Raw genomic sequence first — 26,336 nt, 5'->3', positions numbered from 1 at the left:
CCGCTTAGAGCAGGGGATAAGCTTTTCTTTGGGGGAACAAGGATAGACAATTTTCGGGCCCTAGGGTCAAGAAAACAGGTAGAAGTGCACATAATTTTGCTTTAGAATGAAGGCTATATTCCGGAATGCAGCTGCGGCTGCCGTATCTTTTACCTTCAGACCGAATACGATTTCCCATCCTAAAAACGGCTATAGAAAGGGGCTCATCAAACCATGAATACGACTTCACAAGAACAACCCGTATGGTACGCGGACCTCGGCAGCGGGCAGTACCGCAATCCGATCCTGTATGCCGACTATTCGGATCCCGATGTGATCCGCGTCGGAGAAGATTTTTATATGACCGCCTCGAGCTTCGTCAGCTCACCGGGCCTGCCGATCCTGCACTCCAAGGATCTCGTGAACTGGACGATCCTGACCCATGCCGTGGACCGGCTGCCGGACAGCTTCAACGGCAAGGTCCGCCACGGGGACGGCGTCTGGGCGCCCAGCCTGCGGTACCACGACGGCAAGTACTGGATCTACGTCGGCTTCCCGGACGAGGGAGTCTACATGACGAACGCCGAGAATCCGGCGGGTCCCTGGTCCCCGCTGCACCTGGTGAAGGAGGCCAAAGGCATCATCGACACCTGCCCGCTGTGGGATGAGGACGGACAGGCCTATCTCGTGCATGCGTTCGCGAAGAGCCGCTGCGGCATCAAGAGCCGTCTGCAGGTGTGCCGGATGAGCCCGGACGGCAGGTCGCTGCTCGACGACGGCGTGATGATATTCGACGGTACGGAGCATCACCCGACGGTCGAAGGGCCGAAGTTCTATAAGCGGAACGGCTATTATTACATCTTTGCTCCGGCCGGCGGCGTATCGGTTGGATGGCAGCTGGTGCTCCGCTCGCGCTCGGTCTTCGGCCCCTATGAGGAGAAGGTTGTGCTCCACCAGGGGGACAGCATCGTGAACGGACCGCACCAGGGCGGCTATGTCGAGCTGGAGTCCGGCGAATCGTGGTTCCTCCACTTCCAGGACCGCGAGGCTTACGGGCGGATCGTCCACCTCCAGCCGATGGGCTGGGAGAACGACTGGCCGGTGATGGGGATCGACACGAACGGTGACGGCATCGGCGAGCCGGTGCTCACCCATAAGAAGCCGGATGTCGGCCGCACCTATCCTCCTGCCGTACCGGAGACCTCCGACGAGTTCGAGAAGGCGGAGCTCGGCCTGCAGTGGCAGTGGCAGGGCAACCGCGAACCGGGCTGGCACTCGCTCACGGAAAATCCGGGCCAGCTGCGGCTGTTCGCCCGCGCGCTGCCGGAAGGGTCGACGACGTTCTACGATGCGCCGAACGTGCTCTGCCAGAAGCTTCCGGCACCTGAGCTGACAGCCTCCACCGCACTGACGCTCACGCCGGGCTCCGGCGAGACGCTGGCCGGCCTGACCGTGTTCGGCCACGACTACCGCTATGCCGCCCTGCGCAGCACTGGACAGCGGACGGAGCTCGTTTTCGTCGCTGGGACGGGCAATAAAGAATCCTCTTCCGAAGCCGTGGCGGCGGTGGTGGCGCTGGACGCTGCCGTGCGGGTCTATCTGCGGGTGAAGATCGTGCTTGAAGCCGTATGCACCTTCGAGTACAGCCTGGACGGTGCCGAGTACGAGACGATCGGCGAGCCGTTCGATGCCGTCCCGGGCGGATGGGTCGGCGCGAAGCTCGGCTTGTTCTGCCTCGGAGGGGACGGCGGTCATGCCGACTTCCCTTGGTTCCGCGTGGAGTCCGTGTAAGGAAGCGGGATGAAGGGAAAGACCGGTGAGGACGTGCGGACCGTACCGATCCGGCCGGCAGCATGCTCTTCCCTTCCGCAGCCATAGCAGGATACAGGGACCGGAACCCGTTTCCGGTCCCTGCGTCTTAGGGCGGGAGGCGGCATGCCGGGCTAAGCGGGCAGCGGCGAATCCCATTGCAGTCGGCATGGAGCCTGGAGGGGGACGCAGCGGAGGCGGGGAGTGTTGTGACAGCTTCCTTCCGGGGGATTTGACGGCTTTCCACTGATTTATAAAGAAAGCGCTCTATTTTTTCTCTTGTAAGCAGTACGGGCTGTAGGCGATACTTGACATGAATATACTGCGAGCAGGGCAGGGCGGCACACCAGACACCAGGACGAACCGACACGAGAGCAGAAGCCTGCCCTTCCGGGAAGGGGTAGAAATCGACATGAAGGGTTATTTGCTTCGGCTGCTGGTCTTCAGTCTGGTACTGGGTGCGCTGCCAACCGTGTTCATCGGCATCGTCTCCTACTATATCGCGGCAGGGGATATCGAGAAAAAAGTAAGTGAAGGGAACATGCAGCTGCTGTCCCAGACCCAGATGCGGGTCGAACAGACGCTGAAGTCGCTCGAGATGTCGGCAACCCAATTCGTCTCCTCCTCCCGCGTCAAAGCGGCGATGAACGAAACGCTGACGCCGGGCGAGTTCCCGGAGGTGCGCGAGCTGTCGGCCGAGCTGTCCCATTTGCAGACGGAGGCGGTCATCAAGCAGGCGTATCTCGTCAATATCGACCGCGATTGGGCCGTCTCGCTCGGGATGCTCTACAAGCTGAGTGCGATGGAGAACCGCCGGGAATTCGCCGCTTACGCGATGCACCCGGCAAGCATCTTCTGGAGCACGCGGGGCCGCCCGGTTCCCGTGTCGTCGAGCGGTGTGTCGCCGGGAGTGGAATCGGTGGACACCACCACCGAGACGGTGACGCTGGTGCACAAAATCCCGCTGCTGCCCCGCTCCATGGCGCCCAAAGGGCTGCTCGTCGTCCATCTGGCGAAGGATGACATCCGCGATCTGCTCGCCCCGAAGAACCGCCTGGGGAACAACTATGTGCTGGACGGCAGCGGTCTTGCTTTCCTGGCGGCGCCGGAGGAGCAGGCGCAGCTGGCGGACATCAATAGCCGAATCGCCGAGCTGGCCGGCAGCCCGGGCGGCCGGACCGGCTTCTTCCATGCGGAGGCGGGCGGCGAGAAGGTCAGCGTGCTGTACCGCACCTCCGGGTACAACGGATGGACGTATGTGTCCCTGATCTCGCAGGCGGAGATCACGAAGGAGCCGAAGAAGATCGCGCTGGTCACCGGAGCTGCATGCGCGCTGATTCTTCTGCTGGTGCTCATCTTCGCGTACATCGGCTCCCGGCGCATGTACTCGCCGATCCGCAGCCTGCTCGAATACAGCCGGGGGCTGACGCCGGAGCGGCCGGAGGAAGCAAGGGAAGGCGGCGACGAGATCGCCTACATCCGGCAGAGCCTTCAGTCGCTGGCCGTCTCCCGGTCCCAGCTGCAGGAGAGGATGGAGGGGCAGGCCGGCCACCTCAAGGAGTTCTTCGTGCTGAAGCTGTTCACGGGCCAGATCTCCACGAACGACGTGGAATACCGTTCCCAGATGTACGGCTTCCCCCAAGGGTGGAAGGGCCTCGGGGTGCTGACGCTGGCGATCGACAACCTGCAGGAGACCCGATATGCGGAGGAAGACCGGGAGCTGCTGCTGTTTGCCGTGAACAACATTGTCGGCGAGCTGCTTCCGTCCTCCGGCCGGTTCTCTCCGATTCTGCTCGACGAAACGCAGGTCACCCTGCTGGCCTCCCAGACGGAGGACCCTGAGGCGCTGAAGGAGGAATTCTACCACACGGCGGAGGCGATCCGTACCCATGTGGGGAGTTACCTGCAGCTTCAGGTGAGCATCGGCATCTCGCAGCCTTTCACCCGGCTGTCCGATACGGTCAAGGCCTACGGCGAGAGCCTCGACGCCCTGAAGTGCCGCATCTCGCTCGGCCCGGAGATTATCGTGCGCTACGAGGATATCGCCCGGCAGGAAGGCAGCGGCACCACGGTCTACGCCCATCTCAAGGTGCTCGAGGAGCAGCTCGTGCAGGCCCTGCGGGAGATGCAGCCCGAGCGGGCGTCCGCGGTCTTCGACCAGTATCTGTCGGCGGTGCTGCATAAGGACAGCTTCACGCAGGAGCACCATCTGCTGCTGCTTCAGCTCATGAGCCGCCTGCTGCTGCTCGTGCAGGACCAGGGCGTCCCGCTGCGCAAGGTGCTGGCGGGCGACAGCGCGGTGGAGCGGCTGATGCGGCTGCGCACCCGGGAAGAGATCTCGCTCTGGTTCGCCACCCGCCTGTTCGCGCCGATCATTGCCCTGCTCTCCGAGAAGAACGAATCGCAGTACGTGAACATCGCGGACCGCCTCGTCGGCATGATCCACGAGGGGTACGATGGGGACATCACGCTGGAGTCGTGCGCGGCGGAGCTGAATTTTCACCCCGTGTACCTCAGCCGGGTATTCAAGCGGGAGATGGGCGTGCCGTTCAGCGACTATCTCTCCGAATACCGGATGAACATGGCCAAGGTGCTGCTGGAGACGACCACGCTGAAGATCTCCGAGGTGGGGGAGAAGCTGCAGTACAAGAACATCAGCGCATTCATCCGCAGCTTCCGCAAGACCTTCGGCATGACGCCGGGTCAGTACAGGGACCTCATCGACCAGCAAGGATAACACGCCACACGGGGAGCCCGGCCGGGACTGCCCCGTTTGGTATGCCGTGCCGACTCTCAAGATGGAGAAGGGGCCGCAGGCTGACCTTACGGCAGGGATAGCGGATGGTCCGACATGTGCACGTGCAAAAAGGAGAAAGGCTGCCGCAGGGCAATAGAGCGGGCGGGACGGACGACTTTGGCAGGCAGGCCAGGGGGCCGGCGAGTCGGCAGCCTGCAGGCGCCCCTTCCATCGCCGGTGCCGGATAAGCTTCCGCACCGATCCCGCATATTGGAGAACCGCAGCATGGTGAGCCGCTGCCTGCAGCCCCGCGCCTGGGGCAAGGAACATTCCGTCTCCCGGTCAACCGCCGGGCTGCTTCCCCTGGAGCAAGCCGCCTTTCTTCCTCTCCCGCCGGATACCGGTAGAGCCCATGCCCAGGCCTGGTTGCTTTCTGCACACGGGGTTGCTTCAAGGCTATGCGCCCGTTCGGCATCGCCCTCTGCAGCGCCTATTCCTCTGGTCCCCCCAAAGGAAGTTATCCCCCGGCTATAGCCTGGCGCGTCTCCTCCCCGGATAATGGGGACATCACCAATTCACGGGGAGGACCGGGAACATGAAGGCAGAATCGGCATGGCCTGCCGGCGGGTCGGGCGCGGATGCCCGGCTGAAGAGCCGCAGCGCCTGGCTCAGGGACGTGATCCGGGACAAGTGGCTGTATCTCATGCTGCTGCCGGGCGTCGCTTATTTTATCATCTTCAAGTATGTACCGATGTACGGGGTGGTTATGGCGTTCCAGGACTTCAAGCCGCATCTCGGGTACGCCGACAGCCCTTGGGTGGGGCTGAAGCACTTCCGGCGCTTCTTCGCGGAGCCGCAGTTCTGGACGCTGTTCCGCAATACCGTCGTCCTTGCACTCTACAACCTGATCTTCTTCTTTCCGCTGCCGATCGTGCTCGCTCTGATGATGAACGAGGTACGGCGAGAGCGGTTCAAGCGGTTCGTGCAGACGCTGGTATATATTCCGCATTTTGTGTCGTGGGTCGTTGTCGTGGGGATCTTTTACATGCTGCTGACGACTGAGAACGGGGTGCTCAACGAGCTGCTCTTCTACCTGTTCGGCGAGAAGGTCGCCTTCCTGCTTGAGCCCGAGTGGTTCCGGACGATGATCATCACGCAGTCGATCTGGAAGGAAGTCGGCTGGGGCACGATTATTTTCCTGGCGGCGCTGGCCGGCGTCGACCTGCAGCTCTATGAAGCGGCGCGGATCGACGGGGCGGGCCGCTGGCGCCAGCTCTGGCACATCACGCTGCCGGCCATCCGCAGCACGATCATCATCCTGCTCATCCTGCGGCTCGGCAACTTTCTCGACTCGGGCTTCGAGCACATCTTCCTCATGCTGACGCCGACCAACCGGGAGGTGGGCGAGGTTTTCGACACCTACGTGTATGTGAAGGGCCTGGCGCAGGCCCAGTACAGCTACAGTGCGGCGGTGGGCTTGTTCAAATCCCTCGTGGGGCTGGTTCTCGTGCTGGGGGCCAACCGGCTGGCCAAAAAATTCGGTGAGGAAGGCGTCTACTAGCGCCCGAGAGGAGGAGTTCCCATGTCATACGACAAAACGCTCGGCAACCGTCTGCTGGACTTCGTCATCTACGGGGTTCTGCTTGGGACCGCCATTCTGTGCGTCATTCCGTTTTTGTATGTGCTGGCCGTATCGTTCACGGACCCGGCCGAGGTCGCCCGCGGGGGCATGATCCTGTTCCCGAAGGAGTGGTCGCTGGCCGCTTACCGGTATATTTTCTCCACGGATACCCTGCTGCGCAGCCTGCTCGTGTCGATCTATATTACCGTGGTCGGTACGCTGATCAACCTGCTGTTCACCTCGCTGATGGCTTATCCGCTGGCAAAGCCGTACCTGCGGGGCCGCCAGACGATCCTGCTCGGCGTACTCTTCACGATGCTCTTCAGCGGCGGGCTGATCCCCACGTATTTTATCGTGAAGAACCTGCAGCTGACCAACACGCTCTGGTCGCTCATGATTCCGTCCGCGATCTCCGCCTTCAACCTGATCGTGCTCAAGAACTTCTTCCAGGGAATTCCGGACGGTCTCGAGGACTCGGCGAAGATCGACGGCTGCTCTGACCTCGGGGTGCTGTTCCGCATCGTGCTGCCGCTGTCCATGCCGGCCATGGCCACCTTTGCGCTCTTTTATGCCGTGGCGCACTGGAACCAGTATTTTAACGCGGTGCTCTATATCAACGACAATACCAAGTGGCCGGTGCAGGTGCTGCTGCGGGAGATCGTCATTCTCGCCCAGAGCCGCATCGGCGACACGAATATCGACGACGCGCAGATTCAGCCGCTGACCATCCGCATGGCGGTGATCGTCTTCGCGACCCTGCCGATCCTGCTGGTGTATCCGTTCCTGCAGAAGCATTTTACCAAGGGCGTGCTGCTCGGCTCGGTGAAAGGGTAAGCGGGCGGTCCTGGTGTGGACACCGGTGCGGGGGAGTGGTACGAACACCGCGTCGCGATCCAACCTAATAACCGAAGGAGTATGAACATGAATACGAATACGAATGCGATTCCGCAGCAAAAGACGTTCCGCAATCCCATCCTCTCCGGTATGTATCCGGATCCGTCGGTCTGCCGGGTGGGCGAGGACTACTATATGGCGGCATCCACCTTCGAATATTATCCGGGCGTGCCGATCTTCCACAGCAGGGATCTCGTGAACTGGCGGCAGCTCGGGCATGCCCTGGACCGTCCGTCGCAGCTCAATCTCGACGGCGTTCAGGTATCGCGGGGGATCTACGCCCCGACGCTGCGCTACCACCAGGGGACGTTCTACATGATCACGACCTTTGTGGAGAATGCGACCAGCGTGCGCCGCAACTTCTACGTGACCGCGCAGGACCCGGCGGGCCCGTGGTCGGAGCCGCACTGGCTCGAGGATGCGCCGGGCATCGATCCTTCGCTGTTCTTCGATGACGACGGCCGGGTGTACTACACAGGCAACCGGATGCCGCCGGGCGGCCAGCTCTACCCGAAGCATATGGAGATCTGGCTGCAGGAGCTCGACCTGAACACGCACCAGCTCACCGGTCCGAAGTTCAGCCTGTGGGACGGCGCGCTGAAGGGCATTCATGCGCAGGAGGGACCGCATCTCTATAAGGTGAACGGGTACTACTACCTGTTCATCGCCGAAGGCGGCACGGGGTTCACCCACTCGGTGACCGTTGCGAGAAGCGAGAGTCTCACGGGACCGTACGAATCGTGCAAAAGAAACCCGATCCTCACGCACCGCCATCTCGGCAGCACGAGTCCGATCGCCAATGTCGGCCACGCGGACATTGTGGAGACTCAAACCGGCGAGTGGTGGATGGTCTGCCTCGCCTCCCGCCCGTACGGCGGCTCCCACCGCAACCTTGGCCGCGAGGCATTCCTCGTGCCGATGAGCTGGGAGGACGGCTGGCCGGTTGTCAATCCCGGCAAGGGCGTCGTGGAGCTGGAGTCCGTGCGGCCGAATCTGCCGGAGCACCGCTGGCCGGCGCTGCCGGCGTGCGACCACTTCGACGCTCCGCGTCTCGAAGACCGCTGGAACTTCATTCGGACGCCGCGCGGTGAGTTCTGGAGCCTGGAGGAGCGGACGGGGTATCTGCGGCTGCGCCTCAAGGACCAGAAGATCACGGAGCCGGGCAACCCGGCCTTCGTCGGCCGGCGGCAGCAGCACATGTCCTTCGCGGTGCGCACCGCGGTGGAGTTTGCGCCGCAGGCTGCGGGCGAAGCGGCGGGGCTGGTGCTCTACCAGAGCCCGGATTACCAGATCCGGGTGGAGCTTGTGGCGGCCGGCAGCGGTGCGAGCTCTGGCGGGGCGGTCGTGCGCGTCGTGCGGCGCGCAGCGGGCGAAGAGCGCGTGCTGGCCGCACGCGAGGTCTCTGCGCAGCGGGTGTACCTGCTCGCGGAAGCGCACGGGCAGTCGCTGCGCTTCGCGGTGGCGGAGCGGGCCGAGGACTGGCTGACGCTGGCCGAGGAGGTCGACGGCCGGCTGCTCAGTCCGGACAGCGCGGGCAGCTTCGTCGGCGCGTACATCGGGCTGTTCGCCGAGAGCGGGGATGCGTCGGCATCCGCCGGGCGTGCGGCGGATTTTGATTATTTTGAATACACGGAGCTAAAGTAGGATTTCGTTGGAGTTTGTACCAGCGGCTCCTTCCCCGTCCGTGAATGCAGTTTCGGCGGCCTTCTCCCCTGCTTCATTGGCCGGTTCCCTCCCTTGTTGGGACTGCCGCCGGCGTTTGACTGATCATGAGACGACCATTTTTTTCATTCCATCCTGAGGGGGATATTACATGAAGAAAGTCAAGGCGGCTTTGGCAAGCACCGTGCTGCTGACCAGCGTTCTGTCCGGGTGCGGCGGCGAAAGTACAGGGGAAGGAGCTCAGGGGGCGCCGCAGGATGACGGCACGCCTTATCCGCTGACCCTGACCGTCAATCAGGTCGGCGAGATTCCGCAGAAGGACAATGACGTCGAGAAGGCGATCAAAGCGTACACGAACACGGACCTGCAGATCCAGTGGATTCCCCAATCGGCCTACGACGAGAAGATCAACGTCATGATCGCCTCGGGCGAGCTGCCGAAGCTCATCAAGCTGAACTACAACCCGACGGTCGTCGGTGCTCTGAAGTCCGACCTGTTCTGGGAGATCGGCCCGTACCTCAAGGACTACAAGAACCTGGCGGCGCAGAATGAGCAGTACTATAACAACACCGCCGTGGGGGGCAAAATCTACGGGGTGCCGCTGTTCCGCGATCTCGGCCGGGCGGCCATCCAGTACCGCAAGGACTGGTTCGACGCCCTCGGCCTGCAGGTGCCGAAGACGCTCGACGACTGGTATAACGTGGTCAAGGCGCTGACGCTGAACGACCCCGACAAGAACGGGAAGAACGATACGTACGGCCTCATGCTTGAGAAAAAATACAACCAGGACGTCAACTCCACCCTGGCCCGCCTGGCCGTATCGCAGGGGGCGCCGAACAAGTGGCTCGTGGAGAACGGCAGTTTCATTCCGGACTTCACCACGGCGCCGTACTTCGAGACGATGAAGCTCTTCAAGCGGCTCTATGACGAGAAGCTGATCAACCAGGACTTCGCCGTATACGAGTCTACCGAGATGGATAAGGTGTACGAATCGGGCCGGGCCGGCATCCGTTTCACCGGCGGCAACACGCAGAGCTGGCAGGATAAGCTTGTGAAGGTGTTGCCAGGCGCAGTGGCCGACGTAGCGCCGGTCGAAGGGCCGGGCGGCCGCAGGCTGCCGGGCGAGCCGGGCAACGCCGGCTTCCTCGCCGTGCCGAAGTCGACGGTCACCTCCGAGGCTGAGCTGAAGAAGGTGCTGGCCTTCGTCGACAAGCTTATGGACCCGCAGATGGCGACGCTGCTCGTCAAGGGCATCGAAGGCCGCCACTGGGAGGATAAGGGCGACTACACCCAGCCGCTGGACCCTACGACCGCGGCCAAGGAGGTCAAGCCGTACCGCGACACGCTCCCTCACCGCGGAGAAGCGTATAATGTCGCGAAGCCGAGCAAGGAGACGGATCTCTTCCGCAAGAGCCAGACGGTCGGCAAGGAGAACGAGAAGTTCATCGTGACGAACCCGGCACACACGCTCGAATCCGCGACGTATTCGGAGCGCGGCAAGGAGCTCGAGCAGATGATCACCGACGCGATGACGAAGTTCATCATGGGCAAGATCGACGAGGCCGGCTGGAAGGCCGAGATCGAGAAGTGGCGCAAGGCGGGCGGCGACGCCATGGCCCAGGAGTATAAGGAGGCGTACGCGAAGGCGCCGAAGAAGTAATCGGCGAAGGCGGAGGCCGGGGAGAATGCCGCTGATGGCGGCATGGAACGGGCGTACGTGAAGGCGCCGAAAAAGTAACGAATGCAGGGGAAAGGGCGGGTTTCGGTGTGCGTGAAGCTGAGGAAGTAGCCCCCGGCGCGCAGGCCGGCTCCGCTCCCACATAGCGAGGCTGCAGGAGGAAAAAAGGGGAACGGCACCCGTGATCATCGGGGACGCTTCCCTTTTTTACTGTTGATGGAAGCTTGAAAAGCATGAAAGCCGCCACGGACACTAACGCCCGGGCGGTTGGGAGTGTGCGCCAGCTCACGCTGTAACACAGCCGGAGCACTTTTGGGAGAAAAGTAGAAATAACGGAACTACGATGCGTTATACGCTTCATCCAGAGGGAGATTTTGAATATAGCGGAACTGAGGTTCGCTATTACGAGCCTTGGGGCGGGATTTGATGAAAATGACTATCTTAACGCGCATTTGAGTTCCGCTATTCCTTGGGAAATCACGGGAAATACCCGAATAAGGCATCCTGGTTCCTCTATTTTCAACAAAGCCGATCTCCCGCCAATGGGGAGAAAACAGGCCCGGGATGTCCGGCCGCCCGTACCTGTCTGAAGAGCTCAGACGCTGCAGGGCCGTCTCATTTGAGGACATTGGCCGTAACGCAGCGTAAGCCGCCATGGACACCATCAGTCCAGAAGGCCTTATTTTTTGTTGCTTATGGTCCCGATCTGGTACTCACCTGCCCCCCTCCTCATACCCGCTGATTCCTTCAATTCCAGTCTCAAACCTGCTCACTGCCATGCTCTACGCAGGATGATATTCCTGCAGGCTGCGGTACAGGGTACAATAGGATCATTAGGAGAAAGGTGGTTGTCATCCGCATGACCGGTTATCCGTCTGATCCGTATCTGAGGCGCGTTGAGCTGCTTCGGGAGAAGGTGCCCTCGTTCGGGCAGTATCCGTTTCATCTGAATGCCATCCGCGAGTTGGACACCCTGGAACTGCATCCCAAAGTGACCTACATCGTCGGCGACAACGGCATGGGCAAGTCCACGCTGATCGAGGGGCTCGCCGTGGCTTGGGGCTTCAATCCCGAGGGGGGAAGCTTGAACTTCCAGTTCTCCACGTACGCCTCGCATTCGGAGCTGCACCGTTATATCCGTCTGGTGCGCGGTGCGAGGAAGCCCAGGGATGGCTTTTTCTTCCGAGCTGAGAGCTACTATAATCTGGCCAGCAATATCGAAGAGATGGATCGAGAGCCCTCCAGCGCACCCAAGATCATTGAGGGCTTCGGGGGACGCTCCCTCCATGAGCAGTCGCATGGAGAATCCTTCTTCGCCGCCTTCCTGAACCGGTTAAGAGGGAACGGCCTGTATGTGATGGATGAGCCGGAAGCGGCCCTGTCCCCGTTCCGGCAGATGTCGCTGCTGACCCAGATTCATAAGCTTGTGCAGCGCAGCTCGCAGTTCATTATCTCCACCCATTCGCCCATTCTTATGGCTTATCCCGAGTCTGTCATCTATCAGCTGACCTCCCGTGGCATCGAAGAGGTGACGCTGGAGGAAACCGACCACTATGAGCTTACCCGGCAGTTCCTCAATAACCGGCAGCGCATGCTGCAGGAGCTGTTCCGCGAAGAGGGCGGCGAATAGTTTTTTCCATGGACTACTGGGGCGGCAATCGGAAGGTGTCCCCGGCGGATAATGATCAGCGCGTGCTCGTCCGTGTGTCCGTGTGGAGATTCAGGGTTTGGAGCGCAGCGCAGGAGTCAATGCGGCGGGGGATCGGAATCCTCCCCATTAGCTGCTGAAAATTCATGAGGACGGTCCCCTCCCGGGAATGGCTCATCGCCTCGGATTCACTTTGATAACGGAGTTCATGGCGTTGGAGAAGATTCGACAGGAAGGCGATGAAATACATGTGAAATCCCGGGGAAAAAGGCTTCCGGGGGAGCAGGGTATGGGGCGTATGACGCATCAGAAAATTCTTCCAAAAAAGCTATTGCCCGGGAAGCAGAGTCTGTAGTAAGATCAAGTAAAGCGCTTACCTAAACGGGCAAGCGTTTCTCAAATAGAGGTTAAGCGCTTAATTCAACCTATTTTCTTTTAACCTGTTCACCCGGCAGTTGATCTTATGTGACCATCCATGCCTTACCGTACACAATCTCAACTATCCAACGAGTATGCGAAAGGAGAATGGGTATGACCACCATCCGTCTCACGATGGCCCAGGCGCTGCTGCGGTTTCTCGATGCGCAGTATGTCAGCCGGGACGGCAGGGAGACCAAATTCGTCCGAGGTGTCATGGGCATCTTCGGGCACGGCAATGTGACCGGCCTCGGGGAAGCGCTGGAGCGCAGCAGCGGAAGTCTAACGTTCATTCAGGGCAAAAACGAGCAGGGCATGGTGCACGCCGCCGCCGCGTTTGCGAAGCAGCGTAATCGTATGGAGATCTTCGCCTGCACCTCGTCGATCGGGCCGGGCGCGCTCAACATGGTGACGGCCGCGGCGACCGCTACGGTCAACCGGATCCCGGTGCTGCTGCTGCCGGGCGACAACTTCGCCACGAGGCAGCCGGACCCGGTACTGCAGCAGCTTGAGGTGGCGGGGGACTATACGGTCTCGGCCAACGATCCGTTCAAGCCGGTGAGCAAATACTGGGACCGCATCGAGCGTCCCGAGCAGCTGATGCCGGCCCTGCTGCAGGCGATGCGCGTGCTGACCGACCCGGCCGAGACAGGTGCCGTAACGCTGGCGCTCCCGCAGGACGTGCAGGCGGAGGCGTACGATTACCCGCTCTCCTTTTTCGATAAACGGATCCATTACATCGATCGCAGGCCCCCCGCGCCGGAAGCGCTGAGGCGGGCGGTGGAGCTGGTACAGTCGGCCCGCAGGCCGCTGATTGTCGCGGGGGGAGGCGTTCTGTACGCGGAAGCCGCCGAAGAATTGAAAGCGTTTGCCGATACCTTCGGCATCCCGGTGGCGGAGACGCAGGCGGGCAAGGGCGCACTGCCCTGGGATCATCCCCTGAACGCCGGCGCGATCGGCGTCACCGGTTCGCTCGCTGCCAATCGGCTCGCGCAGGAAGCGGATCTGGTCATCGGTGTCGGTACGCGGTACTCGGACTTCACGACCGCATCGAAGTCGGCCTTCCGCCATCCGGAGGTCCGTTTCCTGAACCTGAACGTGAGCGCCTTCGACGGCGCGAAGCTCAGCGGCACCCCGCTCCTGGCGGATGCCAGGGAAGGGCTGAGGCTTCTGCGGGAGGCCCTGCAGGAGGCGGGCTGCGCCGGCGGCTATGCGCCCGGGGAGATCGCCGCCCGCAAGGCCGAGTGGGACGCCGAGGTTGACCGGCTGTACGCCGCTGAGCATGAGGCCGGTCTCGCCCAGACCCGGGCGATCGGCATCATCAACGCGGCCGTCGGACTGGAGGCGGTCATCGTCTGCGCCGCCGGCTCGCTGCCGGGCGATCTGCACAGGCTGTGGCGGGCGGCCGGGCCGAAGACGTACCACATGGAGTACGGCTTCTCCTGCATGGGCTATGAGGTCAGCGGCGCTTTCGGGGCCGCGCTGGCCGACCCCCACAGGGACGTCTACGCGCTGGTCGGCGACGGCAGCTACCTCATGCTGCACTCGGAGCTGCTGACGTCCCTGCAGGAGGGACGCAAGATCACCGTGCTGCTGTTCGACAACCACGGCTTCCAGTGCATCCACAACCTGCAGCGGGAGCATGGGAGCGACGGCTTCGGCAATGAATTCCGCAGCCGCTCGCAGGAGACCTCCCGGCTGACGGGGGCGTACCTGCCGATCGACTTTGCGGCGCATGCCCGGGCGCTCGGGGCCAAGGCCTACAAGGCTTCCACGCCGGAGGAGCTCCAGGAGGCGCTGCGGCTGGCGAAGGAAGAAAGCATCACGACCCTGATCGAGATTCCGGTTGTCCCGGGAACGAACACGGGCGGCTACGAATCGTGGTGGAATGTCGGCGTGCCGGAAGTGTCGGTCAGCGGGAAGGTGCTCGAAGCGCACCGCGGGATGAAGAGCCGGATTGAAGCGGTTACGGTCCGATAAGGAGAGAGGAGAGATCTGAGATGGTGAAGCTGCCGTTCCGCCTGGGGGCGCACCCGATCAACTGGGTCGGGGAAGATGTCAAGGAGCATGGGGACGATACGACGTACGAGCGGATACTGGACGATATGGCGGCTCTGGGGCTGCAGGGGACGGAGATGGGGCGCAAGTACCCGGCGGACCCGGCCGTGCTGAGGGAAGAGCTCTCCCGCCGGGGACTGCAGCTCGTGTCGCAGTGGAAGTCGGTGCTGTTCTCCGACCCGTCTTACCGGAAGGAGGAGCTGGAAGCGTACCGCCGGCATGCGGCCTTCCTGAAGGATATGGGCGCTGAGGTCATCTCCACCTGCGAGATCGGGGGCTCGCTGCATTTTGACCCTAGACGCACTTCTCACGAGAAGGAAGTGCTCCGTCTGGACGACGCGGGCTGGGAGAGCCTGGCCGAAGGCCTGAATGAAGCGGGCGTTATTGCCCGGGAGTACGGGCTGAAGCTGACATACCACCACCATGGGGGCACGGTCGTGGAGCAGGGGCACGAGATCGACCGTCTCCTGGAGATGACCGACCCGGCGCTGGTGCATCTCCTGTTCGATACGGGGCATGCGTACTACGGCGGAGCGGACCCGCTGAGCGTGCTGCAGAAGCACTATGACCGGATCGCTTACGTCCACCTGAAGGACATCCGCCCGCAGGTGCTGGAGGAGGCCCGGGCTGAAGGTGCTGATTTTATCTCCTGCATCCGGCGCGGCGTGTTTACGGTGCCGGGCGACGGGTGCATCGACTTCGCCCCGATTGTCGGCGAGCTGGCCGCACGCGGCTACGGCGGCTGGGCGATGCTCGAAGGGGAGCAGGATCCGGCGGCGCACCCGCCTTACGACTATGCGAAGCAGGCGCTGCTCTATTTGGAAGGACTCATCGACAGAAAGGAAGGGATCGCGTAATGAGTTACGTTTCCTTTGCGGCGGGCAAGCCGCTGGATTTTGTGGCGGTCGGCCGCCTCTGCATCGATCTCAACGCGAACGAGATCAACCGCCCGATGGAGGAGACGATGACGTTCACCAAGTATGTCGGCGGCTCTCCGGCGAATATCACGATCGGCATGTCGCGGCTCGGCCTGCGCACGGCGTTCATCGGCAAGGTGGCGGACGACCAGATGGGTCGCTTCATCACGGATTATCTGGAGCGCAACCGGATCTCCACGGAGAATGTCGTGACGGACCGGACGGGGGCGGTGACGGGGCTGGCTTTTACGGAGATCAAAAGCCCCTCGGAGTGCAGCATCCTGATGTACCGCGATAACGCCGCCGACCTGCTGCTGTCTCCGCTTGAGGTCCGCGAGGATCTCATCGCGGAAGCGAAGCTGCTCCTGATCTCGGGGACGGCGCTTGCGAAGAGTCCATCGCGGGAAGCGGTATTCCTGGCGCTCGACTATGCCAGGAAGCACGGGGCGGTCGTGGCCTTCGACCTCGATTACCGGCCGTACACCTGGACTTCCAAGGAAGAAACTGCGGTCTACTACAACCTGGCGGCCGAGAAGTGCGACATCCTGCTCGGCACCCGCGAGGAGTTCGATATGATGGAGGCGCTCGGGGGCAATCCGGGCGGCGATGACCGGGTAACGGCGGCGAAGTGGTTCGATTACGCGGCGAAGATCGTCATCATCAAACACGGTAAGGAGGGCTCGATCGCGTATACGCGGGATGGCGCCTCCCACCGGGCTAAGAGTTTCCCGGCTAAGGTCGTCAAGACGTTCGGCGCAGGTGATTCCTATGCGGCCGGCTTCCTGTACGGCGTCATGCAGGGCTGGACGCTGGAGAAAAGCATGGAGTTCGGCAGCGCCGCCGCCTGCATCGTCATTTCGTCGCACAGCTGCTCGGATGCGATGCCGACCGCCGAGGCCGTCGAGGACTACATCGACCGGTGCAACCGCGGGGAGATTACGGCGACGGTGTGATTTTTTTGAATAGGCTGTGTTGATACCAATGAACCTGACTAGAGAGGAGCACCCCCTATGAGCCAAGTGATTACGCAGGTGCTGAACAACTGGATCGGCGGCCGCTGGATCGGGTCCGAGTCGGATCGCTCCGAGCCGGTGTACAATCCAGCGACGGAGGAAGTGATCGCGCAGGTGCCTTTGTCCACGAAGGGAGACGTCGATCTGGCCGTGCGGACGGCCAAAGAGGCGTTCACGGCATGGAGCCGTACGCCGGTGCCAAGGCGCGCCCGCATCCTATTCCGCTACCAGCAGCTGCTCGTCGAGCACTGGGAGGAGCTCGCGAAGCTCGTCACGCTGGAGAACGGCAAAAGCTACAGCGAAGCCTACGGCGAAGTGCAGCGCGGCATCGAGTGCGTGGAGTTCGCGGCCGGCGCGCCGAACCTGATGATGGGCCGGCAGCTGCCGGACATTGCGACGGGCCTGGAGTCCGGCATGTACCGCTACCCGGTCGGGGTGGTAGGCGGCATCACGCCGTTCAACTTCCCGATGATGGTGCCCTGCTGGATGTTCCCGCTCGCGATTGCCTGCGGCAATACGTTCGTGCTGAAGCCTTCCGAGCGGACGCCTCTGCTTGCGAACCGGCTGGCGGAGCTGTTCCAGGAAGCCGGCCTGCCGGACGGCGTGCTGAACATCGTGCACGGGGCGCATGACGTGGTGAACGGGATTCTCGAGCATCCGGGGATCGGGGCGGTGTCCTTCGTCGGCTCCCAGCCGGTGGCCGAGTACGTCTACACGACCGCATCGAAGCATGGCAAACGCGTACAGGCGCTCGCCGGCGCGAAGAATCATTCCATCGTGCTGCCGGATGCGGACCTGGAGCTTACGGTCAAGGAGATCACGAACGCGGCCTTCGGCTCTGCGGGTGAGCGCTGCATGGCCTGCTCCGTGGTGGTGGCTGTCGGTGACATCGGCGATGCGCTCGTGGAGAAGCTGCTTCAGGCGGCGGATGCGATCACGATCGGCAATGGGCTGGAGGACGGCGTCTTCCTAGGGCCGGTCATCCGCGGCCCGCACAAGGAGCGGACGCTGAAGTACATCGAGACCGGCGAGAACGAGGGCGCGATCTTGCTCCGCGACGGGCGCAGGGATGCGGCGGCAGACGGCAGCGGCTACTTCGTCGGCCCGACGATCTTCGACGGCGTGGAGTGCGGGATGAAGATCTGGCAGGATGAGATTTTTGCCCCGGTGCTCTCCATTGTCCGCGTAGGGACGCTGGAGGAAGCGATTGAGCTGGCCAACCGCTCCGAGTTCGCCAACGGCGCGTGCTTGTTCACGAAAAGCGGAAGCGCGGTACGCCAGTTCCGCGAAACGATCGATGCGGGCATGCTCGGCGTCAATCTCGGGGTGCCCGCGCCGATGGCGTTCTTCCCGTTCTCCGGCTGGAAGAAGTCGTTCTACGGCGACCTGCATGCCAACGGCACGGACGGCGTGGAGTTCTACACGCGCAAGAAGATGGTTACGGCCCGCTGGTAAAAAAAGGGACTTGAGACGGCGGGCGGGCTTTCGGGCAGTGAGCTGAGGGCTGAGACGGCGGCCGGAAGACTGCAGGGAAAGGTCAGCCAGGGTGACACCGCCAGCGGCTAAACCCTGCAGCGATAAGCGGGCGTGCCGGCCGACAGCCAGGGGCCGTCGGCATGGGGAGCTCAGCGGATACGGGGAGCTGCATGCCCGGCGAGCTGCCGGCGTTCCATGCAGAGGCAGCCGTCAGGGGCTGCAGGCGCACAGTGCATCGCCTAGCCAAGAGCAGCTGAGCTGACGCCGACATGCAGCCAGGGGCTGCAGGCGGACACTGCATCGCCCCAACGAAGAGCAGCTGTGCCCTTACTAACCGGCAGCAAGGCTGTTGACAGGCGCGATGAGGCTGATGCCGGTGCCCAGCATCCCCGGTTAGGAGCGGCTGGCTTGTACCAGCGAGGTCGACGTATGGCAGCACTCATTTTTGGCCGTTGCATCACGGGGGGCTGCCGCCAACTGGTGAACAGACAGCGCCGATGCCTTGAGTCGGCACCGGGATTGGGCACCTAGCTTGTATAACGCGCACCTGTCAGCGGAAGTCTGCTTAGACACACAAGGCCTTTTTCACCAAGTAAAGGAGGGTATGGGGAATGACGCTCGTTTCGATGAAAGACATGCTGGAGCAAGCGCTCGAGGGGGGCTATGCCGTCGGGCAGTTCAATCTCAACAACCTGGAATTCACCCAGGCGATCCTGCTGGGAGCCGAGGAGGAGCAGGCGCCGGTCATTCTCGGCGTCAGCGAGGCGTACATCCCTTATATGGGCGGACTTCCCTGCATCGCCGGTATGGTGAGGGCGTTGATCGGCCACTATGGGATTACCGTACCGGTTGCCCTGCATCTCGATCACGGGTCCACGTACGAGGTCTGTCTTCGGGCGCTGAAGGCTGGTTTTACCTCCGTCATGATTGATGCTTCCCACCATGGCTTGGAAGAGAACATCGACGTGACCGGGCGGGTAACGCAGGCAGCCCATGTGCTGGGCGCGACCGTGGAGGCTGAGCTCGGCCGCATCACCGGCCGGGAGGACGACCTTGTCGTCGATGAGGCGGAGGACATGTACGCCGTGCCCGAAGACTGCGTCCGGCTCGTGCGGGAGACGGGCATCGACTGCCTGGCCCCTGCGCTCGGCTCCGTGCACGGTCCCTACCGGGGACAGCCCAAGCTGGGCTTCTCCCGCATGGAGGAGATCCGGCAGCTGACAGGACTGCCGCTTGTGCTGCACGGGGGCAGCGGCCTGCCTGACGAGGAGATCCGTGAGGCGATCGCGCACGGCACCTGCAAGATCAACGTGAATACGGACAATCAGGCGGCCTGCACGGCGGCCATCCGCAGCTACCTGGCGGAGCACCCGGAGGCTTACGACCCGCGTTCCTATCTCATTCTCGCAAGAGAAGCCGTCAAGGCATCGGTACGAGCCAAAATCCGCCTGTTCGGCAGTGCAGGCAAAGCGGAGGGATATACGAGATGAAGAAGATCAGAATCGGGATTATCGGAGCAGGGCGGATCGGCAAAATTCACGCGGACAATCTGCTTCGTCTGCCGGGAGCGGAAGTGGCGGCGATCAGCGACTTGTTTGCAGGCCCTGAGCTGGAGGCCTGGGCGGCCGAGCGTGGGATCGGGCAGGTGACGAAGGACAGCGGGGAGATTCTCTCCCGTGCGGACATCGATGCGGTATTTATCTGCTCGTCCACCGACACGCACGTCGAATTGATCATCGAGGCAGCCCGGGCGGGCAAGCATATTTTCTGCGAAAAGCCGGTCAGCATGGATCTCTCCGCGACGGAAGCGGCGCTCGAAGCCGTGCAGGCAGCGGGCGTCAAGCTGCAGGTCGGCTTCAACCGCCGCTTCGACCATAACTTCCGCCGGGTACGGGAGCATGTGCTGCAGGGCACGATCGGTGAGCCGCATATCGTCCGAATCACCTCGCGGGACCCGAATCCGCCCCATCCGGACTACATTGCAAAGTCCGGCGGACTGTTCATGGACATGATGATCCATGACTTCGATATGGCGCGCTTCCTGTCCGGCAGCGAAGTGGTGGAGGTGTATGCGCAGGGTGGCGTGCTTGTGGACCCTGTATTCGCCGAGCATGGGGACGTGGATACGGCGATCGTTACGCTTCGTTTTGCGAGCGGGGCGCTCGGCGTCATCGACAACTCCCGGCAGGCGGTCTACGGCTACGACCAGCGGGTGGAAGTGTTCGGCTCCCGGGGCAGCGCCGCCGTCAGCAACGACCATCCGAATACGGCGGAGGTGTCGACGGCAGAGGGGCTGCGGCGCGATAAGCCGCTGCATTTTTTCCTCGAGCGGTACAATGAGGCGTACATCGACGAGACCCGGCAGTTCGTGGAGGCGCTGCTGCACGATCGGCCGCTGCCGGTGGACGGCATCGACGCGCTGCAGGCGGAGAGGATCGCCCATGCGGCGAAGCTGTCTTGGCAGCAGGGGCGTCCGGTGAAGCTGAGCGAGATTGCGCGGGCCGGCATCGGGGCAGGCGGGCAGGTGGGGAGCGAAGCGGTGTAGCGGGTCGGCTGCGGGGATGCACTACTGAACAAAGCGGGACCCAACGAGGTAGAAGTGCTTGAGCGCAGCTGATCGTGAAGCCGCTTCCGACGAAAAGGAAGGACGGCTGATGCCAGGCCTGGGCCGATGATCGACTATCGTGCACAACAGCTGTACAGGGAGAACAGGCGCTACGGCTTCGGCAGTGCCTATAATCCTGCACCGCGGACCAGGGATGGACTGTCCCGTGAATCTAAGGATGGTACTATATGCTCGCCGTCTCATCCGATCCGACCCGCCTTGACAGGCAGCAGTTTGGCTGATTTTCTGCATGCCCCCTGCGGGGGAATGGGGAGTGGAGAGGGCTCGGCAGATAGCGGAACTCAGGTATCTTATTTGCTCCATTTAAGGGGCGAAAATTAAAATAGAGGAACTACAGTTACTTATTTGCCGCAAATTCAGGGCAGGAGGGGGAATACGGTCGCATAGCGAATCGTAGTTCCGTTATTTCCTGTCACCCGTGTGAAAATGAGCAAATAGCGCATCGTAGTTCCTCTATTTGGCTTTCAAGCGGAACTGTGCCGCTTGACCGGCTCCCAGCGCTTCGCGCGCGGGCTGGCGGGCGTGTGCATTGATGGGGGAGTGGGTCCAAGAGTGCGCCCTCCCACGCCAAAAGACCGCCCGGCACAGTTCCCGGACGGTCTTTTTTTCATGCTGGCTTCTTACACCTCGTTCCACGCCTTGCGGAAAAAGTCCAGCGAAGGGGCGATCTGGTCCGGCTCGAGGCCCTCCATCGTGATGTGGCAGTGCGGCTTGCGCTCCTTCACCAGGCGGAGGAAGTGCGGGTAGTCGAGCTCGCCCGTACCGAGCGGCGTGTATTCGGTCCCGCCGGAAGCGGTCTTGCGGATGTCCTTGGCATGGAAAAGCACCGTGCGGTCGGCCAGCGCGTCGAATGCCGCCGAGATGATCTCATGCTGGCGGTCGATGAGGGAGGCGTTCAGCAGATTGCACGGATCAAGCACGACGCCGAGCGTGGAGGTAGGCACTTCCTCGAGCAGGCGGAGCATGCCTTCCGTCGAGTGGATGACGAGGGTGTAGGCCGGCTCAATGCCGACGGTGACGCCCCACTTGTCAGCTTCTTCGGCGAGCTCCAGCACGGAGCTGCGGAGCGTCTCGAAGGCCTTCTCCTCATAGCGGTCCGGTTCGTCCGCCTTGAAGGTGTCGAGCTTGCCCGTTTCCGTGGCGACGACGCTTGCGCCGAAGTCACGGCAGAACCGCAGGTGCTCCTTGAAGCGGCGCAGCTCCTGTTTGCGCAGCTCGGGGTCCGGATGCACCGGGTTGATGTAGCAGCCGAGGCTGGCGATCCGCACCCCGCGCTTTGCGAAGGCTTCGCCGACATGGTTGGCAAGACCTGGGCTCAGCTTGCCCGTAGCGCTGTCGACGTCGGACAAGGCTTTGGCGAGCGCAAGCTGGACGCTGGCAAGGCCTGCGCCGGCCACGCGGTCAGCCAGCTCCTCGAGCGGCAGGCGGCCGAAATTGTGTGCGAGAATACCGGGTTTGCTCATACGAATACGATACCCCTTCCGAGTGCTGAATAGAATGGCTTTGAAGTAGGATTGCGGGATTGAAGCGTTTATATAACGATTATATTATATCGGATTCGGGCGCTTTTGCACACCTGTGCATAGAATGGAAGACAGCCTGGTTGGGACACCGGGTCCTTCGCCCCTCCGCCCGGAAATAGCGGATTTTGACATGAAAAATGATGCGTTCTGCTACTGGCCCGGGAGGCATCTGCCTGTGTTACGATGAAGAGATCACAGAGCCCGGTGAAGCCGGGAGGGGAGGATTCACGATGAAGCTCACGTATGACAAGCCGGCCCGAGTCTGGACGGAAGCGCTTCCGGCAGGCAACGGAAGGCTGGGCGCCATGGTGTTCGGCGGGGTGGAGCACGAGCTCCTGCAGCTCAACGAGGACACGCTGTGGTCCGGTGCGCCCGCAGATCACAACAACCCGCGGGCGAGGGAGGTGCTGCCGGAGGTCCGGCGTCTCGCCCTGGAGGGCCGATACCGCGAGGCCGATCGGCTGTGCAAGGAGATGCTGGGCCCTTACACCCAGTCCTATCTGCCGCTCGGGGACCTCAGCCTGCGCTTCCACCACGGGGACCATGCAGGCGAGTATGAGCGCTATCTCGATGTCGAAGGGAGCATCCTCCGGACGAGCTACCGGATCGGGGCGGTAACGTATACCCGCGAACTCTTCGTGTCCCATCCGGATCAGGCCCTGGTCATGCGGCTTGCGGCAGACCGTCCGGGAGCGCTGAGCTTCACGGCGAAGCTGGACAGCCCGCTGAAGCACCGGACCTTGGCGGACGGGGAAGATCTTGTGCTCCGAGGCCGGGCTCCGTCACACGTCGATCCCAATTACTATCGGACGGACGAGCCTGTACAGTATGCGGATGGGGATGCCGGGGGAGGCATGCGCTTTGAAGCGAGGCTGCGGGTTCAGGCGGACGGTGCGGAGCTTCAGGCGGACGGCGGCGCACTGCACGTGGAGCGGGCGACGGAGGTCATCCTGCTGCTCACCGCCGCGACAAGCTTCAACGGCTATGACAAGCAGCCGGACGGTCATGGGAGAGACGAATCCCTGGCCGCTGCGGGCTGGCTCCATGCCGCTTCCGGGTATACCTACGAAGAGCTGCTGCAGCGGCACCAGGACGATTACCGCGCCCTGTTCGGCAGGGTCACCCTGAGGCTTGGCGCCTCGCGCGCGCCCGAAGGGATGCCGACCAACCGCCGGATCGCCGAGTACGGCGCAGGGGATCCCGGGCTTGCGGAGCTGCTGTTTCACTACGGACGTTATCTGCTCATCTCTTCCTCACGCGAAGGCACCCAGCCGGCGAACCTGCAGGGCATCTGGAACAAGGAGGTCCGGCCGCCGTGGAGCAGCAACTACACGCTGAACATCAACGCCCAGATGAACTACTGGCCGGCCGAGACCTGCAATCTGTCCGAGTGCCATGAGCCGCTGCTCGGCTTCATCGGGCGCCTGGCCGTCAACGGGGCCAAGACGGTATCCGTCAATTACGGCCTCCGGGGGTGGACCGCCCACCATAACTCCGATATTTGGGCGCAGAGCGCGCCGGTGGGAGCTTACGGCCATGGAGACCCGGTCTGGGCGTACTGGCCGATGGCGGGCGCCTGGCTGAGCACGCACCTGTGGGAGCGTTATGCCTTCAACCGGGAGGAAGCTTATCTGCGGAGTGAGGCTTATCCCGTAATGAAAGAGGCGGCGCTCTTCTGCCTCGACTGGCTCGTGGAGGATGCCGACGGCTTCCTGGTGACGGCTCCGTCGACTTCGCCGGAGCACCGGTTCGTCACGGAAGAGGGGGAGCTTGCCGCGGTGACGGCCGCTGCGACGATGGATCTGGCGCTGATCTGCGACTTGTTCACGAACTGCATCGAGGCGGCACGGACGCTTGGCACCGATAGGGAGTTCAGCGTTGGACTTCAAGAGGTGCTGGCCCGCCTGCAGCCGCTGCAGATCGGACAGTACGGCCAGCTGCAGGAGTGGAAGCGGGACTTCGGGGACGAAGACATGCACCACCGGCATGTGTCACATCTCTATGGAGTGTACCCGGGCCGTCAGCTTACGGAGCAGGATGAACCTGATCTGTTCCGGGCTGCCCGGCAGTCGCTGGAACGCCGCGGGGACGCAGGAACCGGCTGGAGCCTCGCCTGGAAAATCTGCCTGTGGGCCCGCTTCGGCGACGGCAACCGAGCGTACCGGCTCATCGGCAACCTGCTTAGCCTGACCTCGGAGTACGAAGCGCAGGGGCAGCGGGGCCAGCAGGGAGGCGTCTATCCGAACTTGTTCGACGCCCATCCGCCGTTCCAGATCGACGGCAACTTCGGCTACACCGCCGGCGTCGCCGAGATGCTGGTACAGTCGCACACCGGCGTCATCCGGCTGCTCCCGGCGCTTCCGGACGCTTGGCCGGACGGCGAGGTCGACGGCCTCCGCGCTCGCGGGGGCTTCGAGATCGGCCTGAGCTGGCGGGGGGGCCGGCTGGCCGAGGCCCGGATCCGTTCGCTGGCAGGGGGGCGCTGCCGGCTGCACGCGAACGGCAGCTTCCTGCTGCTGGCCGGCAATGATGAGCCCCAGCCGGCGGAAGCGGGGGACGACGGCACAGTGGGCTTCCATACGGAGGCGGGACGCACCTACGTGCTTCGTCCTGCGGCCGCCGGATCGGCCGTCTAACGAACAGCTTCCACGCACTCCGGTCCCTTCATGATGGGGAACCGGGGTGTTTGTTTTGTGTCCTTTTGGGCCTTCGACGACCCCGATGGCTTAACTTTTTCAACGAACGCTCGACATTATTCGCCAAATAAACCCTTTTTACATCGGAATATGATAGCGTATTCAAAAATTTATTGACATATTTCGGGATTTCCATATACTTAGATTAAACTGATTTATAATCGTTTGAATGGATTTTGGGGAGCAGCGGCCGGCATCCGGAGAGGAAGTAAGCGTACGCCGGGTTCTTGTACTTTTTGACTAGATAACCGCGAGTGCAGAGGATACATCACGATTCCGCTCCTTGATCTTCTGAACGGTAAGCCGGCAGACGGCCCGGCTCACTTGGCGTGGGAAGACGGCAGGCAGGGAATTTCATTCCCTGCCTGTTTGGCATCCGCATGGTCAATTCCGCTGACCTATTCGGGGGCCCTGCTGAAGGGGACGGATCGACGAAGTAGGCGTACCTTCCGCTGCCGTCTGTCGGAATAGGCGGATGCGGAATCACGGCTGGATCGCCCAGTTCTGTTAGGTGGTGTATGCGCCGGACAGGCCGAAGAGGCCGCGGTTCGCACCAGCGGCCGTTCAGCAAGCGTTCCTTATCATTAGGATGCAAACGGCTCGGAATACAGCACACGAACCAGAAGATCCTGGTTGTAATTGCCGAAATGCCTGCCGTAGAGGGTAAGCCCCTTGCGGTTCCTCGACTTCTCTCCGACCTCGATGCGGAACTGCAGGTCGCTCTTGTCATTAAGGCCGATCTGCGGCAAGGATACATCGGAGATGCGGCAGCCGTCGATATAGCTTCCATCCTCCGTGATGCGGATGAGCTTCAGCATGCCGTACTGGTTCACATGGGGCGGCCACCAGTCCGGATTGTATTTGCCCCTGGTATCGCCGAAGTCTCCCGGGCAGGTCCAGCTTCCGATCTCGTAGCCGTTGAGATAGAAGAAGATATCCGAAGGATAGTGATTGTTGAAGCCGGGGGCTTCCGAGCTGAGCTCCATGGAGAATTGGATTTCCTTGAAGGTTTGGTGGGCCTTGATATAATTGGGGATCCGGTATTCCAGGAATCCCTCGGACAGCCACACCATCTGGGCATCGATCCGCCCGGGATCCGCAAAATAACGGGGATCGTCAAAATCTCCGACAATGCTGTCCTTGGTGGCGAGCCCGCAGGTGGGAACGGCCTGATAATCGCTGTAGTGGCCCACCTTGATCTCGACCTCATACAGGTTCTCAAGCTCCTTGCTCCGCAGGTCGACCATCAGCTTCTCTTCGCTGAGGTAGCAGAGCTTCTGGATGCCGTGGCGGCCTACGGCGGTGGTCACCTCGATAAGTCCGCTCTCCTCCAGCTTCTTGATATGCATGGTGATCGCGCCGTTCGTTAATTGAAGCGCTTTCGCAAGATCGTTCAGATTCAGGCTCTGATTCTGGGCAAGCAGGTCCAATATCGCAAGCCGGATGTCCGAGCCCAGCGCCTTGAAGATCGGCAGACCGGAACGCAAATCTTTGATATAGAGCATGGCCTGAACTCCTTTGGCCCGTGGCTTGGGCAGAATGCGGTATTTCTTTAAGTAAGTGTATTTTAATTTTATATGGA

17 protein-coding genes are annotated in these 26,336 nt (G+C 62.1%); 15 read left to right on the top strand and 2 right to left on the bottom strand.

Annotated features, from left to right (window positions below; genetic code table 11):
- The first annotated feature begins 213 nt into the window (after positions 1–213).
- From ACP26L_RS27060 to iolG, 14 genes are all read left to right on the top strand, one after another.
- Positions 214–1,770 (top strand): glycoside hydrolase family 43 protein, encoded by a 1,557-nt coding sequence (locus tag ACP26L_RS27060; protein WP_426448055.1) that lies wholly within the window; start codon positions 214–216, stop codon positions 1,768–1,770.
- Between the two features lie 430 nt (positions 1,771–2,200).
- Positions 2,201–4,525 carry an AraC family transcriptional regulator gene (locus tag ACP26L_RS27055; RefSeq protein ID WP_426448054.1) on the top strand — a complete coding sequence of 775 codons (2,325 nt, stop codon included), beginning with the start codon at positions 2,201–2,203 and terminating at the stop codon, positions 4,523–4,525.
- Positions 4,526–4,647: 122 nt separating this feature from the next.
- Positions 4,648–4,773, top strand: coding sequence for a hypothetical protein (locus ACP26L_RS27050; RefSeq protein WP_426448052.1), 126 nt, complete (start codon positions 4,648–4,650; stop codon positions 4,771–4,773).
- 347 nt (positions 4,774–5,120) lie between these two features.
- Positions 5,121–6,086, top strand: coding sequence for an ABC transporter permease (locus tag ACP26L_RS27045; RefSeq protein ID WP_426448050.1), 966 nt, complete (start codon positions 5,121–5,123; stop codon positions 6,084–6,086).
- A 21-nt stretch (positions 6,087–6,107) separates the two neighbouring features.
- Entirely contained in the window at positions 6,108–6,980 is an 873-nt protein-coding gene (locus ACP26L_RS27040; RefSeq protein WP_426448048.1) for a carbohydrate ABC transporter permease, read from the top strand.
- Positions 6,981–7,067: 87 nt separating this feature from the next.
- Positions 7,068–8,684 carry a glycoside hydrolase family 43 protein gene (locus ACP26L_RS27035; RefSeq protein ID WP_426448047.1) on the top strand — a complete coding sequence of 539 codons (1,617 nt, stop codon included), beginning with the start codon at positions 7,068–7,070 and terminating at the stop codon, positions 8,682–8,684.
- 169 nt (positions 8,685–8,853) lie between these two features.
- Positions 8,854–10,362 (top strand): extracellular solute-binding protein, encoded by a 1,509-nt coding sequence (locus ACP26L_RS27030; protein WP_426448046.1) that lies wholly within the window; start codon positions 8,854–8,856, stop codon positions 10,360–10,362.
- Positions 10,363–11,239: 877 nt separating this feature from the next.
- Positions 11,240–12,010 (top strand): AAA family ATPase, encoded by a 771-nt coding sequence (locus ACP26L_RS27025; RefSeq protein ID WP_426448044.1) that lies wholly within the window; start codon positions 11,240–11,242, stop codon positions 12,008–12,010.
- A 549-nt stretch (positions 12,011–12,559) separates the two neighbouring features.
- The gene (iolD, locus tag ACP26L_RS27020) at positions 12,560–14,425 is read left to right on the top strand and encodes a 3D-(3,5/4)-trihydroxycyclohexane-1,2-dione acylhydrolase (decyclizing) (protein ID WP_426448042.1); all 1,866 of its coding nucleotides are present in this window, start codon (positions 12,560–12,562) and stop codon (positions 14,423–14,425) included.
- A 20-nt stretch (positions 14,426–14,445) separates the two neighbouring features.
- Positions 14,446–15,360: a myo-inosose-2 dehydratase gene (gene iolE, locus ACP26L_RS27015; protein WP_426448040.1), complete on the top strand. Its 915-nt coding sequence runs from the start codon at positions 14,446–14,448 to the stop codon at positions 15,358–15,360.
- Positions 15,360–16,373: a 5-dehydro-2-deoxygluconokinase gene (gene iolC, locus ACP26L_RS27010; RefSeq protein WP_426448038.1), complete on the top strand. Its 1,014-nt coding sequence runs from the start codon at positions 15,360–15,362 to the stop codon at positions 16,371–16,373. Before iolE ends, iolC begins: the two co-directional genes overlap by 1 nt.
- Before the next feature lie 57 nt (positions 16,374–16,430).
- Entirely contained in the window at positions 16,431–17,888 is a 1,458-nt protein-coding gene (locus ACP26L_RS27005) for a CoA-acylating methylmalonate-semialdehyde dehydrogenase (protein ID WP_426448036.1), read from the top strand.
- 632 nt (positions 17,889–18,520) lie between these two features.
- Positions 18,521–19,399: a class II fructose-1,6-bisphosphate aldolase gene (fba, locus tag ACP26L_RS27000; RefSeq protein ID WP_426448034.1), complete on the top strand. Its 879-nt coding sequence runs from the start codon at positions 18,521–18,523 to the stop codon at positions 19,397–19,399.
- Entirely contained in the window at positions 19,396–20,454 is a 1,059-nt protein-coding gene (iolG, locus tag ACP26L_RS26995) for an inositol 2-dehydrogenase (RefSeq protein WP_426448032.1), read from the top strand. The genes fba and iolG overlap by 4 nt, the downstream gene beginning before the upstream one ends.
- Positions 20,455–21,155: 701 nt before the next feature.
- On the opposite strand, the gene ACP26L_RS26990 is transcribed toward iolG, so the two are convergent.
- The gene (locus ACP26L_RS26990; RefSeq protein ID WP_426448030.1) at positions 21,156–21,998 is read right to left on the bottom strand and encodes a sugar phosphate isomerase/epimerase family protein; all 843 of its coding nucleotides are present in this window, start codon (positions 21,996–21,998) and stop codon (positions 21,156–21,158) included.
- 290 nt (positions 21,999–22,288) lie between these two features.
- Here ACP26L_RS26990 and ACP26L_RS26985 point away from each other — a divergent pair, with 290 nt between their 5' ends.
- Complete coding sequence (locus ACP26L_RS26985) at positions 22,289–24,694, top strand: glycoside hydrolase family 95 protein (RefSeq protein ID WP_426448029.1); 2,406 nt, start codon at positions 22,289–22,291, stop codon at positions 24,692–24,694.
- Between the two features lie 644 nt (positions 24,695–25,338).
- Here the strand turns inward: ACP26L_RS26985 and ACP26L_RS26980 are convergent.
- A complete protein-coding gene (locus ACP26L_RS26980; RefSeq protein WP_426448027.1) occupies positions 25,339–26,259 on the bottom strand; it encodes an ArsR/SmtB family transcription factor in 921 nt (306 codons plus the stop codon).
- Between the last annotated feature and the right edge of the window lie 77 nt (positions 26,260–26,336).

It is taken from the genome of Paenibacillus sp. S-38 (genome assembly GCF_049942825.1).
Lineage (GTDB): Bacteria > Bacillota > Bacilli > Paenibacillales > NBRC-103111 > Paenibacillus_G.
The sequence above is the reverse complement of the archived record's forward strand: the minus strand, read 5'-3'. Positions and strand labels throughout refer to the sequence as shown.